Below are 16,564 nucleotides of genomic sequence, written 5' to 3'. Positions count from 1 at the left end.
ATTATGAAGCTCAGTCAATCGTCATTAGCACTCTTGGAGGACACTCTTAAAAAAGCAATCGGCAAATACACCTGCGGTTGCGAACAGACTATCGTTACAGACATTCATCTGCAACCGAATCAGAATTCGGGCGAACTGTCTATCTTTGATGATGAAGATGAAGAGCTTGCCAATACTTCCATTGAAGAATGGATGACATACGAGGGGGATGATTTCTACGAAAATGTAGAGCGTATCTTGTCCTCACTGCTCTGCAACATGAAAAATGAAGGAAAGTTCGACAAGCTGACTATCCTGAAACCATTCTCTTTTGTACTGGTGGATGATGATAAAGAAACAATAGCAGAACTGTTGCTGATGGATGATGATACTCTATTGGTCAATGAAGAGCTACTGAAAGGATTGGATGAGGAACTGGATTCTTTTCTGAAAGAGCTGCTGGAAAAATAATATTCCAAACAATCAGCCTATAAGGAAAAGAGACCTTCTTATAATAAATTAGCCCCTGCGATATAAAACGACCGCAGGGGCTAATTCTTTTTTACCTATACAATACCTAACGTATCTTAATTCCATAGAAAGAACTTGAGGTGGTAACAAAAAGCATATCCTTCTGCCTTCCACCAATTGCCAAGGAAATCGGGCGTTCTTCTATCTGAATACGTCTCTGCTCTTTACCATATTTGTCATAGACAAATATTTCACCATCAGCAACATAGACATTTCCGTCAGCATCGGTCACATTACTGTATTGGCCATAAGGACATATTATTCCTTGTTCTGTCAAACGGCCATCCCCACCAACGGAAAGTTGTACTGTCGTTTTATTCATCTCATTTACAATATAAACCGGTTCTGACTGACCGGGAACTGTAACAGTCAAAGCACAAGAACGTCCCAAATCATAGGTATCCGGAATAATTGTCACGCCATCCGGAGCGACAAAACTATACTCAGGCATACTGGCAACCACCTTGTCAAAGTCACCTCTCCAACGACTGGAAGGGTGAATGACTTTCTGTATATTCTTCATACCGGCTGTAACGACACGTGGCATAGGCTTCATCGTAGCATCCACGTTATCCGGATTAAAAGAATACCCCCAAGCACTCCAGCCACTGTTACCCCAACCACTGTACATCGGATTATCATCCGGCAAGCGCACTACCGTTTCCTGCTTGCCGTTCACCAGATAACCCGGCTGAGGGTCATAGCGGAAAATAACCAGCAGATTGTCTTGCGTATCAGTAGTCAATGTAAAAGGCTTCCAGGGATAATCGGCTATCAAAGTAATCTGCTCCGTGTCTGCCGACCATTTATAGATTTTCTTCAGACGGTTTTCACAGAAGTAGATATTTCCTTTACTGTCGGTAGTAGCTCCGGAGGCTAGTTCAAAACCGGTAGCCAGCTTCACTGGCTTGTCCATGACCGTGCAGGAAGGGCGAAGGCTCTTCTCGCTACCCAAAACAGTGAGACGGGCAAAGTCCCACGAATAAACGGGCAACTTCTTATTCATATCATATATAGGAAACTCTATGACTGGTAATATCTGCGTATAATTGTGCATATTACGGAAAGTGATATTCTTGCAATCCCATATGCGGAAACCTATCCTCTTCGGCATAAAGGCACGGATTACGCGATACATCCACACATTTACCATTTCGATATTTTGACAGTTGGACATTTCTGCCATATAACAATCAGGCCCTTCACGACCTTCTTCCTCAAACTGGAAAGCATAAATTTTCCAGTTGGCCACATTATGGAAACGGGCTTCAGTACGGACATGATGCTCCAAAGACATGGCATAAATACGTCCCGGAGTCTTCGTTTCGCTAATATAAAGCCCACTGGCAGCATACGTACTGGCTGTCCAAACATCCTTAATTGTCCCGCCACCATTGTTTGTAATCCACAAACTCCAATACTGGTTGTCCCAAGCCATATCCTTACCGGTCTCCATGACCGGAGAAGACGGAGAACTAATTCGACGCTCGCCCCTGCGGTAAGACGACTGTCCGGAAGCATTCGGAGCCGGTTTGCGCAAGGTGCCGTGCCCGCCTACAAACTTCACATCATTCAAGTACGAACGCTCACCCGCCATCCATTTACAGCCGACAGCACGGTAATTATACGCACCGGTATTAATACCTATACCATTCAGTACGTCGTCGCCGCCTTCGGAAGATTCAACCAAAGGCACAGGCACGCCGAAACCACTGAATGCAGGCTCGCTTTCCTTCAACAGAAATTGAGTCCCAAAAGGATGCAGCCCAATCAGCTTAGTACCGGGAGACAGCTTCAACGTTCTCGTCAGGCGATACCAACCCTGGGGCACATAGATGTTTTTATGCAAAGAGACAGCTTTCTCAAAAACTTCCGTATCATCAGTCTCGCCATCACCTTTTGCCCCTAAGTCTCGGATATTGACCCATGTCTCCATTGCCGGAAGAACCGGAAGGTCCTTGCCAAGTGTAACCGGCAGTTTTGCCACCGGCTCTATTTCACATATTTCCCTGAAAGAAGAAGCATCATTCAAATCCTGATACACCAGACCGTAAGTAAACTCCTTGACTCTGTACATTTTTGCTTTTCCGGCAACTTTCTTTCCACTTTGAGCATAGCCCACCAGTACGGGAACATTCCTGCAATCCACATTCACCAGATTCAATTGCGAAAAAGTATTTCCCTCTACGCTCACCCTGACACCGGCTTCCGAAATATTCTCCCACAACGAATTCTCCACATGAAGGCGGTCTGCCAGATTCTCTGCCATTTCAAAGGCAACGGGCGTATTCTTCACATGCATATTGACGATGGCAAACCCCACCTCTTTTGAATAGACAGCCGCCTTTCTCTGCCCCTCAAAGTAAGTATCGACCATCATCATAGGCCATCCCGGAGAAGTCCTGGAGGAAATTATCCCATATTCACCGCCATAAAACCTGACGTCTTCCAGTTCATTGCCAACATCATACATGCCGGCTTTTCCCGAACCAATCCGAATGTCGCAATGATTGATAAATCCATGCTGGGCAAAATGCGCACGAATGGCGACGGCTTGAGGATTACCTTTGTCTATACGGAAATCCACATTGGACACCGCACTATAGAAAGTACCTGCACCAGCATCCGAAGGCTTCCTGCCCTCTTGTGCCAGCCCTCCCGTAAACCATATCATATAATTTTGAGTAGTCTGGAAACCGGGTGTATCGGCTCCCAAATAAATCACCGGCCGTTTCTTCCCATAACCAATCAGCCGAATGGATGAGGGAATTTGAATCGTCTTGCTAATGCGATAATTTCCTTCCGGCAGAAACAGTATCCCAAAATTCTTTTCGCGCTTCACCTGATTGATTGCCTCTTGAAGTGCATCGGTCACGTCGGACTTTCCATCAGCCTTGAAGCCGTAATTCTCCGGGGTAAAGTAGAATGCTTCCGGATCGTCCGGTCTTTGCGTATAGGTGGAACCACCCTCTGCCGCCCACCCGGACGGCATATTACCGATAATCCAACAGACTATCAGCAGGTATCTCATTATTTGATAATTTCTCATTACACAGATTGTTTTAATATGGATTTTCCTTATTTAATACGTACACCAAAGAACTTGGAACGGCCTGTGACAAACAATGTATTGCCATCCTTACCGCCAAACTGTAATGTGGACGGACGTTCGGGAACACGAATCATCCCTTTCTTCTTGCCATCCTTATCAAATACATATATTTCTCCGTCAGCCACATACAAGTTCCCTTCCTTATCTACAGCAGAACCAAATTCGCCCTGCTCCACAAAATAGCTCAAGTTGGAGAGCGTGCCGTCATTGGCCACATCCATCTTCACCATTCTGCGGTCATATTCATCAGATGTATAGAAAGGCTTTCCCGGATAGGCTTCCAGCAGGGAAGAACTACGTGACAAGTCGAAATAATGAGGAATGATAGTTTTTCCATCCGGTGCCAGGAAGCACATTTCAGGAACATAGACCGACACCGCATTGAAATCGTGGAAGTCTCTCCAACGGTTAGAAGGATAAAGAGCCTTATACACGTTCTTCACTTGACCCATCGGAACACGCGGCAACAGTTTGATGGTCTCTTCCGGATTTTCCGGGTCAATGGAGTAGACTCTCATTGTATATGCGGAATTACCATATCCGCTGAAAGAAGTACCTTTTGTATCAGGCATTACCGGCATTTCCTCCGGCTTACCATTAATCAGATATCCCGGCTGCGCATCATATCTGAACAATACCAATAGATTATCTTCTGAATCAAAAGCCAGGTTGGAGGGTTTCCACGGGAAATCTGCCAGCAGCGACAAGCTGTTTGTCTCTACCGACCACTTAAAGATACGACGCATCCGATGGTCGCAGAAGTAAATGTTACCTTTACTGTCGCGCGCAATGCCTTCGGCAAATTCCAAATCGGAAGCCAATTGGTTCACCTTACCTATTTCATTGCCTAACGATTGCTGATGAGGTTCTTTTCCGGTTACAATCAAGCGAGAAAGTTCCCACGGGCGGATGTCAATGTCTTTGTTGACATCGAACACTGCAATGTTATTCGTATATTTAATCTGAGAATAGTTATGCAGGTTCAGAAATGCGATGTTCTCGCAATTGCGGATACGTACAGAACTGTGATACGGTTCATTGACACGGATAACGCGGAACATATACAAGTTTGCAAAGGTCACATCTTTGCAGTCGTCCATCTCTATCGGTTGGCAATCGGTACTTTCGCGGCTCTCTTCCTCGGTTTGCATGCAATACACCTTCCAGTTGGACACCTTGCTGAAACGTACTTCATTTCTTACATGATGCTCGATGGACATGGCATAGATACGCCCCGGAGTAGAAGTATTGTTGGCATAGAAACCATTGGTGGCATATGTGCTTGCTGTCCAGATATCTTTAAAGGTGCCACCACCGTTGTTGGTCACCCACAGACTCCAATACTGGTTGTCCCAAGCAAGATCCATGCCCGAAGCCGCTACCGGATTATCGGGAGAACTGATACGAGCCGGTCTGTTCCACCGGCCACGTGGTTCCTCAACACCCGGTTTAGGTTTCCATAAACCGCCATGCCCGCCTACAAACTTCACGTCATTCATATAAGAATCTGCATTTGCCATCCACTTCACACCTACAGCACGATAGTTATAACCGCCGGTATTGATACCAATGCCCATCAGCATATTTGCACCGCCTTCCGAAGATTCCACCATCGCTTTCGGACCGCCAAAACCACTGAATGCAGCAGTACTTTCATCTAGCCGGAACTGAGTGCCAAAAGGATGCAGGCCTATCAACTTGGTATCGGGCTTCATCTTCAAAGTTTCGGTAATGCGATACCAGCCCTGGGGCACATAGATATTATCGTACTTGTCAATAGCCTCCTGGATGACCTTCGTATCATCCGTTTCCCCATCTCCCTTTGCACCGAATTCGCGCAGATTTACCCATGTTGTCATTGCAGGCAGTGCAGGGATGTCCATCAGTTGGGCAACCGGCATCTTCTGTATCGGTTCAATATCAACCAACGTTTCATATTCCGGCATATCCACCATGTTATCCATCTGCAAGCCGTGGTCGTATGACTTTACCTTATAGATTTTATGAGCAACATGGGTGGCCGTATTGCTACGGGTATATTTCGCCAAGGTCGGTACATTCTTACAATATACATTGCGGAAGGTTATCTGATTGTTGCTGTTGTTCTCGTTGGTAATCACCACTGCCGGACCACTTACATTTTCAAAATAGCTGTTTTCCAAAAATAACTTGTCGCAATAATTAGGGTCAATATCAAATACAGCCGGAACATTCTTGGCATACAGATTCACCATTGCCAAACCGGACTCCTGGCAACGAAGAGCAGCTACACGCTGTCCCTCAAAATAAGAGTCGACCATCATTACCGGCCATCCGGGAGAAGCTTTTGTCGTATAAATGCCATAATCTCCCCCGTAAAAAGCAACGTTTTCCAACTCATTGCCCACATCGAACAGACCAGCCTTGCCTTTACCTATGTATACGGCCACATAACTGATAAAACTGTGTTGGGCAAAGTGTGTGCGTAGCGCCACTGCATGCGGATTGCCATCTTCTATACGCAAGTTGATATTCGACATGGCACTGTAGAACGTACTGGCACCGGCATCACGGGGTTTCTCACCTTCCTTGACAACGGCTCCCGTAAACCAGAACATGTATTTAGCTTTTCCTTTATCATCAGCTACTTCCTCCTGAAAACCCGGAGAATTCTTAGCCAGAATAAATTCCGGGCGATTCTTTCCATAGCCAATCAAACGAATAGCCGTAGGAATATAAATGGTCTTGCTAATTTTATATTTACCTTCAGGGATAAAAAGGATTCCGAAATTCTTTTCTTTCTTCACTTGATTAATCGCTGCCTGCAAAGCATCCGATACATCCATCTTTCCATCCGCCTTTATAGGATAGTTCTCGGGAGTGAAATAAAAAGCTTCGGAGTCATTGGGTTTTAGAGGATATATCGAATTCAATTGTACAGCATACAACTGAGTACATATCATCCCCAGCAAAATTAAAATAATCGTGTTCAATTTCTTCATGGTCTTATTTTTAATGTATGGATAAAAAAAGACGTTCTGCCGTCAAGCAGAACGTCTCCCTCTGCTATAAATTACAATTTTATAACTACTACCGGCGCATAATTATGCCGTACAGTGCCCACACCCGAAACATCAGCCAGAGCGCCAATACGGAAATAATAATTCTTGCTGTATTTCAAGACATCAGCATTTTGTCCCAGATCGATGGACAATGTATAAATATCAGCGCTATTTATAGCAGTACTCGGACTAAACACTTGCTTATCAGTCCCTCCATTCAACGTCAATTTCACATTGTTACCTACCCACATATCTGAAAAAGCAAACAGCTGAATCTCTTTCAATTTCACTTCTTGTTTACCAGCTTCCAACGAGAATGTAGCAGTAATTACATTGCCATTCTTTTCTACTTTTGGACTTTTAACGCGAATATAAGGAATAACCTTGAAATCATACACATTATCCCCTGACTTAACAACAAAATCCTTCACTTCAAATGGATAAAAATTCCCATTTTCAAAACGGACATCATAAGTGGCAGCAAAAACCATATTGTTACGGTATTCTCCGGTATTTGTGATATACCAGGTTTGATCCGTAGCATTAGTAAATCCATGCTCCCTCACTTTAATTGCATTACCGTTTTCCATATCAGAACCTACAAGTTCACCAGTCTGTTCGTCAAGGATAGAACCATGTATGGAAGCATCCGGTCCCTCATAATTATCAATTTCACAAGATGTCAATGCGAATAAGAAGCATGACACAAATAACAATATCTTTTTCATAACTTTCTACTTAATATTATTCAAATTAATGACCTGGATTCTGAACTAAACCATTCGTGGCAATATTAGGTATGCCCCTATAGTAGTTGATGTTCTGGAAAGTACGCCCTCCTCTTGTTTCGTCACCAAAGTAGTTCACCCTTGCAAAGACATATTTAGGCTCTGCACCACGCAAGTCAAGCATCGGCACCAAAGCTTTACGAATTCTATTATTGCTGAACTCAGTATGGAATTCCCTACGACGATTCATATCCCAAAAACGCTTTCCTTCAAACGCCATCTCCACACGACGTTCCTTCAAAACACTCTCTAATGTCAAAGATATCCGGTCGGTATGTCCGGCTCTACGTCGCAAAGCATTCAAATAGTTCTCAGCCAATTCCTTATCGCCAAATCCACTACCATTTTCCACAACAGCCTCAGCATAATTCAGGTAGACTTCTGCCAAACGCATATCAATATAAGAGGTAGTGGACGAAAGACGGTCGGGAGACATGCTCTCGCCCTCGGGCATATACTTACGAACTCCAAAACCTGTAGCAGTCCAATTAGCATCCTCACCACTGTTCACATTATTAAATCCAGAGAACATGGTTTCACCTTCGGCTCCTAAAGCATAATATGTTGTTCCATTTTTCTGAGTAGACTCGTTTGAATAAGCCACATAGCTATTATTGTCCTTAATAAATCCGCCCTGGATAATAATCTCAGTGCCGGCATAAGATGAACCCGGCACAACCACACTTGCCAACAGACGTGCATCCTTGTTGGCAAACGGTTCATACAAATCGTTATATTTAACAAAAGGTACCGACATCAAGGTGTTCACTACAGAAGCATTATTCATATTATGGAAATTAGCGATATAAGCATCTTCATTCCCATCCGTACGAGTTACAATCTTTGCACTTTTTCCCGTGCCGTCATCCGTATAATCTTCAAACAAATCAACGATTTCCAACATCGGATTGAAACGTCCATATTTCAGAGCTCCCGGATTGACTTGAGGAAGGATATTAAACTGAGCATAGCTATGTCCCTGATTAGTATTGGTTGTTCCATTAAGATACGCTTTACTGAAAATGACCTCTTCATTCTGGTCATTCAGGAACAAGGCCTGGAAGTTTGATGCAGCCTCCTTAACAGTAGCCGGAGTAGGCTTATAAAGGGATTTACCGGAATTCTCTATAAGGAACTTAGATGCTTCAATACATTCTTTATAGAATGCATCGGCATCGGCAGAAGTCATTCCACCCACCAGTTTCTGAGTGACAGCCTCACCAGCCAAAGGTGCCAGATTCCAATACTTGGCTACAGAAGCTGCATGAAGTGCAACTCTTGACTTCAACGCATAAGCTGCCCACTTGGTTACGCGATACAAATCCGAACCAGAAGTCGCATCGGGCAAAGTAGCAGCAGCAAGGGTACACTCATTCAATACAAATTTCCAAGTATCCAACTCTGTACTGCGAGGAACTGCCACAGCACCCGGTCCACCATTGGCATAATCATCGTCCTGCACTTTGTCAATCAGAGGAACGCCGCCATATCTTTTTACAAGCCCATAATACATATAAGCACGTGCAAAATGGGCTTCACCAGTCATACGATCCGCATCTGCAACAGAAATTGTTCCGGCTTCTTTGGCTTTCTCTACATTCTGCATAAAAATATTCACCTGACGAATATCTCCATAGGGCCAATAATTGAATCCTTCGTAACCTATACCCACTCCTCCGTCACTACGGGTAGCTTCGTCGGTGAGAAATGCCAAATTAGTAGTTTCATTCACACCATCATAACCGCGTTGATTAAAACCAGCGTTCGGACGATAATTAAAATCTTCCATAGGAATCATGGTATATATGTTTGCCAATAGTGCCTTTACACCACCTTCTGTCTCCAATAACTGCTCGGGAGACACTTTATCCAGCGGTTCAAGTTCCAAGAAGGCATTACAACCGGACAATCCCATCAATGCACATAATGAGAATATCGATAAAATATTTTTTTTCATGGTATTTCAGAATTAAAAGTTTATGTTTAACCCAAAGTTATAAGTTCTCATCAACGGATATGCCAGGTTGGCTCCCCAATCCCTTTCCTCACGTTCGGGGTCAGCATCCTTCAAAGCCTTGTTACAGAACGTAAGCAGGTTTGAACCATTGACAAAGATACGGGCACTGTTCAACCCGATTCTTTTCATAAATGATTTTGGCAGATTGTAACCGATCTCCATACTCTTCAAACGGAGATAAGTAGCTTGCGGAAGCCAAACGGAAATACCATAATTCCATCTGCTACCATTATCCGAAGTATTGGAGAAATTGTGGCGTAATGCCGGATAATAACCGGCTACCCATTGTGTGGCAGGATTATACGGATCATCTGTTATATTTGCAGGATGCCAACGATCTACATACTTCGCAATTAAATAAGATTTATTTGTCTTGCCACCATATCCCCAAACATCATCATTGGCATATCCGATGGAGTAACCGGAAGCTCCTTGAAACAGCATATTGAGATCAAAGTTCTTATAAGAAGCCGCCAAAGTCAACCCATACTGGATAGGAGGATTTGCACCGGTTGCCCAAAACTCCGGAACACGGTCACTGCTGTTAATCCTGCCATCACCATTCAAGTCAAGCAATCTGTAACTACCCGGAAGCATCTTAGAGTTACCCAAGTTCCCACCAATCAAAGGAGCCGTTTCATACTGTTCCAAAGAAGTATATTGGCCATCGTATTTATACAACCACATCACATTACTGTTACGGTTTTCCTTTCCATTCAGCCATCTATCCATAGAACTGGTATATTCTGCATGTTCCACATGCAGACTTCTTTCACGTGCATACGTAAAATTAGCACTTACTGAATATGAGAAGTCCTTACCGATTTGTCCTCTGTGTCCCAATTCAATCTCAAAACCCCGGTTCCGGTTAGAATTCAGATTTTCCTTCGGGAAACTTGCACCAAATGTATCAGGAGCAGATTGTGCACGGTCGGCCAAAATGCCTTCATTCTTACGATTGAACCACTCGATAGTACCACTCAACTTACCATTCCATAAGTCAAAGTCCAGACCTACATTGGAAATAGAAGATGTAACCCAAGAAAGCCGGTCGGTCACTACACCAGGAGCTACCATACCCATAATCTGGCTGGTACCATCAAAAACATAACCATTGGAAGCCGAATTATAAGCAGATACATATTGGAAAGGATCACCGGCATCATATCCACTTTGCCCAAAAGAACCCCTGATTTTCAAATTAGTAATGAACGGCAAATTGTCCTTGATGAAACTTTCTTCCGAAAGCCGCCATCCGGCACTTACCGACGGGAAGAACGTCCAACGCTTAGAAGGAGCATAACGATAAGAACCATCATAACGTCCTACTACCTCCAACAAGTATTTACCGGCATAATCATAGTTCGCACGCATCAGATAGGCTGCCAAACGGCCAAAACTACGATACCCTGAATTGGTAGCTGTACCCGGACTTGCCTGATTCAAAATATCATTAGTAAACAACTCTGAATATTGCCGGGAACCGGATAATTCATCGCGTCGTGTACTGCTCAACTCTGCCACAGCTGTCACATTCAAATTGTGCTGATTGAAAGAACGCATATATTGAGCCTGCACCCTACCATAAATCTTCTGATATATTCTCATCGTATTGGAATAAGCGTCAGTACTACCTCCCGTACCGGCAGGCGCATCTGTATAATAATCATACAACGGATAAGAACGGTTTAAAGAAGAGTTGTTACGATTGTTACCGTCAAATGACCCCAAAAGACTCAATGACATCCCTTTTACAAAAGGAACTTGCCAATTCAATTCCACATCGGCAGAATACGTCAGGCCTCTGTTCTTGCGATAACCGTCTATATCCGGATCAACCAACGCAAAAGGATTCTTGTTTTCAGGACCGATTGCAGACAAATGATTGGGATTGTCAATCGTATGAGTACCGATACCACGGTCATTAACCATCAAAGTCTTAAAAGTCCACATAAAATCCTCTCTCGGCCTTTGGGTTTCATCCCAACGTCCGGACAGATTCACATTCAGTTTCAGCCCTTTCGTAAGCTCTGCAGTCAGGTTACTTCTCAGATTATATCTATGATAGTATTGGATACCACTCTTCAGCAAACCATTATCGCCATTATAGCCGAAGCTCACATAATACTTCACCTTATCCGTTCCGCCTCTCACAGAAACAGTATGCGATTGCTGGAACGCCAGTTTATTCATAAACATGTCAATCCAGTTATTGTCTGTATAACCCTTAGTCCCGGTTCTATACAGTTCCAGAATATCGTCAGTGTATTCAGGGGCAGCCTGGTCATTACGTGCCCTTTCATTGGCCAACATGCGATAAGCATAAGCATCTACCGTTTCTTCCATACCCGTGGCATTCTTCATACCGAACAATGCCGAGTAAGATACTCTGGTCTTTTCGGCCACACCTTTTTTGGTAGTAACAATGATTACGCCATTAGCCGCATTCATACCATAAATAGCGGCAGAAGCATCTTTCAAAATAGAGATACTTTCTATATCCTCAGAATTCAGCTGTGCAAGTTCTTCGGTACCTTCACGTGTGATACCGTCAATTACCACCAACGGGTCACCATAACCGCGAATGCTCACCATATTGTCGAAAGTTCCCGGCTCTCCGGTTTTCTGGCGAATCAATAGTCCCGGCATCTTACCTTGAATATTGCTAATCAGATTCTCGGTCTTGGTCGTAGCTATTTCATCAGCACCAATGGCTGCAATGGCACCGGTCAGTGATTCTTTCTTCTGTACACCATATCCTACAACAACCACTTCATCCAATATCTCAGCATCTTCTACCAAAACTATCTTGAACGAATTTCGGCCTGCAACCTTTATGTTTTGTGTCTTATAACCTACATAGCTTATTATAAGAGTAGCATCAGAGCCCACATTGGTCAGAATGAAATTACCGTCAATGTCTGTTATGACACCGTTGGTAGTTCCCTGCACCAAGATACTGGCACCAATCACCGGTTCACCGGTTGCATCGACCACAGAACCTTTCACCGTCGCAGCCTGCAAAGCCATCTGTACCCCATCAGCTCCTACAGCTTTATCATAAAGGATTATATTACGGTCCAATATCTTATAGCCTATATTGGTTCCTTTGAATACATCGTTCAGAACCTTGAATATGGTTTTGTTATTTGCCCGGACCGATACACGGCGCTTAACGTCAATCTGCTTGTTGTTGTAGAAGAAAACAAATTCGGTACCTTGTTCCAGCTCCGTCAGTACTTCATCAACAGTCTTGTTCTCAAGAGCAATGTTTACCATTGTCTTTTGAGCATAACCTTCATTGGCAAAAGTCATACCAACCAAACAAAACAACATAAATAATGTGCATCTCATAGCAAGAGGAATTTTTTTCATGCATCTCATCAGGACACTTTTTGCCCTAAATGATTGGATACAATAGTGTTTTTTCATAATTTTGTATTGATTTCTAGTGAAAAAATAAAGTTACTTTATCTGTCGCCAAACAGATATTTAAAAGTTACTGTGTTTCATGCAGGAAAATGCGCCAACATTTTCCTGCATGTTTTTCTAAACGGACTTGTGTTTCATCATACTACTTTTTAAAGGGTTAATAAACTTCTATTACCTGTCTCTCGGCATCCACATCACCATCTTCAACAAACTTGAAATGAATATTCGAGGATATTCGGAAGTGCTCCAATATTCGCTCCAAACGTTGTTTGGTAAATGTAGCCGTAAAGGAATTCTGCTTCAATGAAGCCTTTTTCAGAATGAATTCCACATTATATCTTTTGCTCAAACTCTTCAATATATCTTCAAACGGAGTGTTCCTGAAAATCAAACGTCCGTCCTTCCAACATGTTTCCACGTCTACATTGACTTCTTTCACAACGACCTTTTCCCGCACTATATCATAAATAACCTTTTGCCCCGGTATCATCATTACATTATTTCTCCTGCCGTTATTCACATAGGAGAAACTGACTTTACCCGAAACCAAAGTGGTCTGTACCGTCCTGCTCCCTTTGTAAGCCTCTACGTTGAACTCCGTTCCATGTACCACTATCTTGGAATTGTTCAGCGTGCCGACAATGAACTTCTTTTCATCTTTTGCGACAGAAAAGAATGCTTCACCCACCAACTTCACTTCCCTTTTATCATCGGCAAACCGGGAAGGATAACGCAACGACGACGACGAGTTCAGAACGACTTCCGTTCCATCCGGCAATTCGACAGAAGTAGTCATTCCCGGATTTGTCCTGACTTCCATCATATGTATCTCTTCTTTATCCTTGTCCCAATAAAGGATAGACCACGATACCATCAAAGGGATGAATAAAATGGCGGCCGCCCGTTGCATCCCTCTAAATAATACCTGATACCTATTGACCTTTTTCTGTTTCATCTTACGATGTACATCCTCCAAGGCCTTCTTTACATCCAGCCTGGATGAAATCTGCGCCATGTCCGCTGCCAGACCGAGTGTCTGAACCTGGCGGGCTGTCCTGCGGTTCTCTTCCGATGCCTCCAGCCACTCCTCTACCAGAGCAGTTTCATCCTCCGTTGTCTCTCCTTCATAATACCTGAGAAGCAGATCCTCCATTCCCTCTCTTTTTACCATAATTTTTATTGCTAGCTTTAATCAAAAGACAAACGGGCGAAAAGAACTCCTAAACAAAAAGCTAAAAATATTTTATACACTTAGATTATAATGGGAAAAAAAGCTATTTTTGCCCAACAATAATGAACCCCCACCCTATGAGAAACATACCATTGGAAGATACATCTTTATTATCCGCCATACAAAAAGGAGATAGAAGTGCTTTTGATGTGTTATTTCAAAAGTACTATTCTGTGCTCTGCACCTACTGCTATCGTTTTGTCCGGTTGGAAGATGCAGAAGAGATTGTTCAGGACGTCATGCTATGGCTTTGGGAAAACCGCGAAAGACCCATTATCGAATATTCGCTCAAGCAATATCTGTTCAAGGCTGTCTACCATCGTTGCATGACCCGGATTGCCCAAAATGAAGTGAAGCAACGGGCAGACACCGCTTACTATGAACGAATGTTCACCATGCTGCAGGAGGTGGATATCTATCAAATCAACGAATTAAGCAAGCATATACAAAGGGCCATCAACGAACTGCCGCCTACTTATAGGGAAGCTTTCATCATGCATCGTTTCCAGAATCTGAGTTACAAGGAAGCTGCCGAACTACTCAACGTTTCCCCAAAAACGGTAGACTACCGCATTCAGCAGGCTTTGAAGATTTTAAGGGTCAAGCTGAAAGATTATCTGCCACTGATATTGATGCACCTGCTCACCTCGCATTAAGACCATACATAAGCGGAACGTCCCCTATACCTTGTCGGCTACACACCGGGACTTAGCCCTAAAGAGTATAGAACTGAGAGGTCAAAACATCCGGATGTTTTACCCCAATACATGGGGATGTTTTCACCCAAAACACCCGGATGTATTACCCCAAAACATCCGGGTGTTTTAATGGAAAGGATGCGGATGTTATGACCTCTCAGTATACGGGTCAGACCGGTTCAGTCCTGATGGGAGAGGCACTAAGTCCCTATATATCCCGTATTCATTAATTATTCTAAAAAAAGTTAGGGAAAACTCCGGGCCACCGGTCATATAAGCAAGAAGCAACCCTATTATTATCATAACCTCAAAATGCACGCAATGAGAAAACTGATTATCCTATTGTCGGCGCTGGTGTACGTCATCCATGCACAAGCGCAATTTTCAGTGACAGCCCATCAGGAAGGATGGGACAATATTCCTCCACAAGTACAAAAACCGGGATTTTCCTTTCAGCAATCCGTACTTGCCAATATGGACGGGGACGATGCCCTTGAAGAAGTAATGCTTTTCGGACGTGACAACGGGCACTACCCCACTTTCGACCTTTTCAAGGCCTACTATGCAATCGTAGACAACTATACCAAAGAAATACAATACATTTCCGACGAGATTTATGTCACCGACAAGTACAATCTCCTTGTAGAAGACCGCAACAAGGACGGCATCTCCGAGCTCTACATATCCTACTTCAAAGATGGAAAGTTCAGCGTAGACGAACAAGGTTACAATCTGCGCACCACACGCTGCTACGACCGTATAGAATGGAACCCTACTGGCAAAAACTTTAAATCTTCCGGAAAATGAAAACAAGACTGACACTTATCCTGGTACTCCTTATTTATATAGGAGCTGCCTCGCACACACACGCACAGCAAAAGAAAGTAATCAAAACCATGATGATAGCCGGGCAGGACGGCAGCCATTACTGGCAAGGCGCCTGCGAAGCCATGAAGCAGATATTGGAAAACAGCGGAATGTTCAAAGTGGACTTTGCCTTTACACCCGACTTTGGTGGAGACATCGCCACCTTCAAACCCGATTTCCACCAATATGATTTAATCGTCATCAACTACGGCGGAGCTACATGGACAGAGCCCGTACGCAAGAATTTCGAGAAATACGTTGCCGATGGAGGCGGTGTGGTAGTGATACATTCTTCCGTCGTCCCGATGGCCGACTGGAAAGAATACAACGAGATAATAGGCATGGGAGCCTGGGACGGACGAAACGAAAAGGACGGTCCGTATCTGTACTGGAAAGACGGACAATACGTCTACGACTACTCTCCGGGGTATGCCGGCTACCACGGCTTGCAGCACGAAACCGTCATAGAACACCGCGCCCCCCATCATCCTATCCTGCAAGGATTGCCTCCTCAATGGAAACACTTCAAGGACGAGATATATACCCGCCTACGCGGTCCGGTAAGAAACATGGAAATATTGGCCACCGCCTACGAACGCGGACGGCATGAACCGTTGATGTGGACAGTAAGCTACGGGAAAGGGCGCATATTCGTCGACCTCCTGGGGCACTGCGGCAACGACCCGAACATGACTTACTCCATGCGCTGCACCGGTTTCCAGGTGACTTTACTCCGGGGATGCGAATGGGCTGCCACCGGTGCCGTCACCCAAGAAGTTCCCACAGATTTCCCACTGAAGGATACTTATACATTACGTCCGGAGTTCAAGGCTCCTTTTCATGCTTACCCTGAAACCAAACACTGAAT

The 16,564-nt window shown here is 44.0% G+C and carries 10 protein-coding genes; 4 read left to right on the top strand and 6 right to left on the bottom strand.

The annotated features are described in order from the left end of the window. Positions 1–3: 3 nt before the first annotated feature. The gene (locus tag DW947_RS06105) at positions 4–450 is read left to right on the top strand and encodes a hypothetical protein (protein WP_016272898.1); all 447 of its coding nucleotides are present in this window, start codon (positions 4–6) and stop codon (positions 448–450) included. Between the two features lie 106 nt (positions 451–556). On the opposite strand, the gene DW947_RS06100 is transcribed toward DW947_RS06105, so the two are convergent. From DW947_RS06100 to DW947_RS06075, 6 genes are all read right to left on the bottom strand, one after another. Then, positions 557–3,559, bottom strand: a complete 3,003-nt coding sequence (locus DW947_RS06100) for a glycosyl hydrolase family 28-related protein (RefSeq protein ID WP_022401936.1) — start codon at positions 3,557–3,559, stop codon at positions 557–559. A 29-nt stretch (positions 3,560–3,588) separates the two neighbouring features. Beyond that, the gene (locus DW947_RS06095) at positions 3,589–6,603 is read right to left on the bottom strand and encodes a glycosyl hydrolase family 28-related protein (protein WP_117962725.1); all 3,015 of its coding nucleotides are present in this window, start codon (positions 6,601–6,603) and stop codon (positions 3,589–3,591) included. A gap of 71 nt (positions 6,604–6,674) precedes the next feature. After that, positions 6,675–7,391 (bottom strand): DUF3823 domain-containing protein, encoded by a 717-nt coding sequence (locus DW947_RS06090; RefSeq protein ID WP_005831972.1) that lies wholly within the window; start codon positions 7,389–7,391, stop codon positions 6,675–6,677. Between the two features lie 25 nt (positions 7,392–7,416). Continuing rightward, positions 7,417–9,408 (bottom strand): RagB/SusD family nutrient uptake outer membrane protein, encoded by a 1,992-nt coding sequence (locus DW947_RS06085; RefSeq protein WP_117962723.1) that lies wholly within the window; start codon positions 9,406–9,408, stop codon positions 7,417–7,419. 12 nt (positions 9,409–9,420) lie between these two features. Continuing rightward, complete coding sequence (locus DW947_RS06080; RefSeq protein ID WP_117962752.1) at positions 9,421–12,822, bottom strand: TonB-dependent receptor; 3,402 nt, start codon at positions 12,820–12,822, stop codon at positions 9,421–9,423. 235 nt (positions 12,823–13,057) lie between these two features. Next, a complete protein-coding gene (locus tag DW947_RS06075) occupies positions 13,058–14,071 on the bottom strand; it encodes a FecR family protein (protein WP_044468943.1) in 1,014 nt (337 codons plus the stop codon). Between the two features lie 137 nt (positions 14,072–14,208). On the opposite strand from DW947_RS06075, the gene DW947_RS06070 reads away from it, so the two are divergent. The 3 genes from DW947_RS06070 to DW947_RS06060 all read left to right on the top strand — a co-directional run bounded on the left by DW947_RS06070 (position 14,209) and on the right by DW947_RS06060 (position 16,562). Beyond that, on the top strand, positions 14,209–14,787 hold the full coding sequence (locus DW947_RS06070) for an RNA polymerase sigma-70 factor (RefSeq protein ID WP_117962750.1): 579 nt from the start codon (positions 14,209–14,211) through the stop codon (positions 14,785–14,787). Between the two features lie 354 nt (positions 14,788–15,141). After that, entirely contained in the window at positions 15,142–15,636 is a 495-nt protein-coding gene (locus tag DW947_RS06065) for a hypothetical protein (protein WP_016272905.1), read from the top strand. Further along, the gene (locus tag DW947_RS06060) at positions 15,633–16,562 is read left to right on the top strand and encodes a ThuA domain-containing protein (protein ID WP_039162911.1); all 930 of its coding nucleotides are present in this window, start codon (positions 15,633–15,635) and stop codon (positions 16,560–16,562) included. The genes DW947_RS06065 and DW947_RS06060 overlap by 4 nt, the downstream gene beginning before the upstream one ends. Positions 16,563–16,564: the final 2 nt, after the last annotated feature.

It is taken from the genome of Bacteroides sp. AM44-19 (assembly GCF_003603395.1).
Taxonomy (GTDB): Bacteria; Bacteroidota; Bacteroidia; order Bacteroidales; family Bacteroidaceae; genus Bacteroides; species Bacteroides uniformis.
The sequence above is the reverse complement of the archived record's forward strand: the minus strand, read 5'-3'. Positions and strand labels throughout refer to the sequence as shown.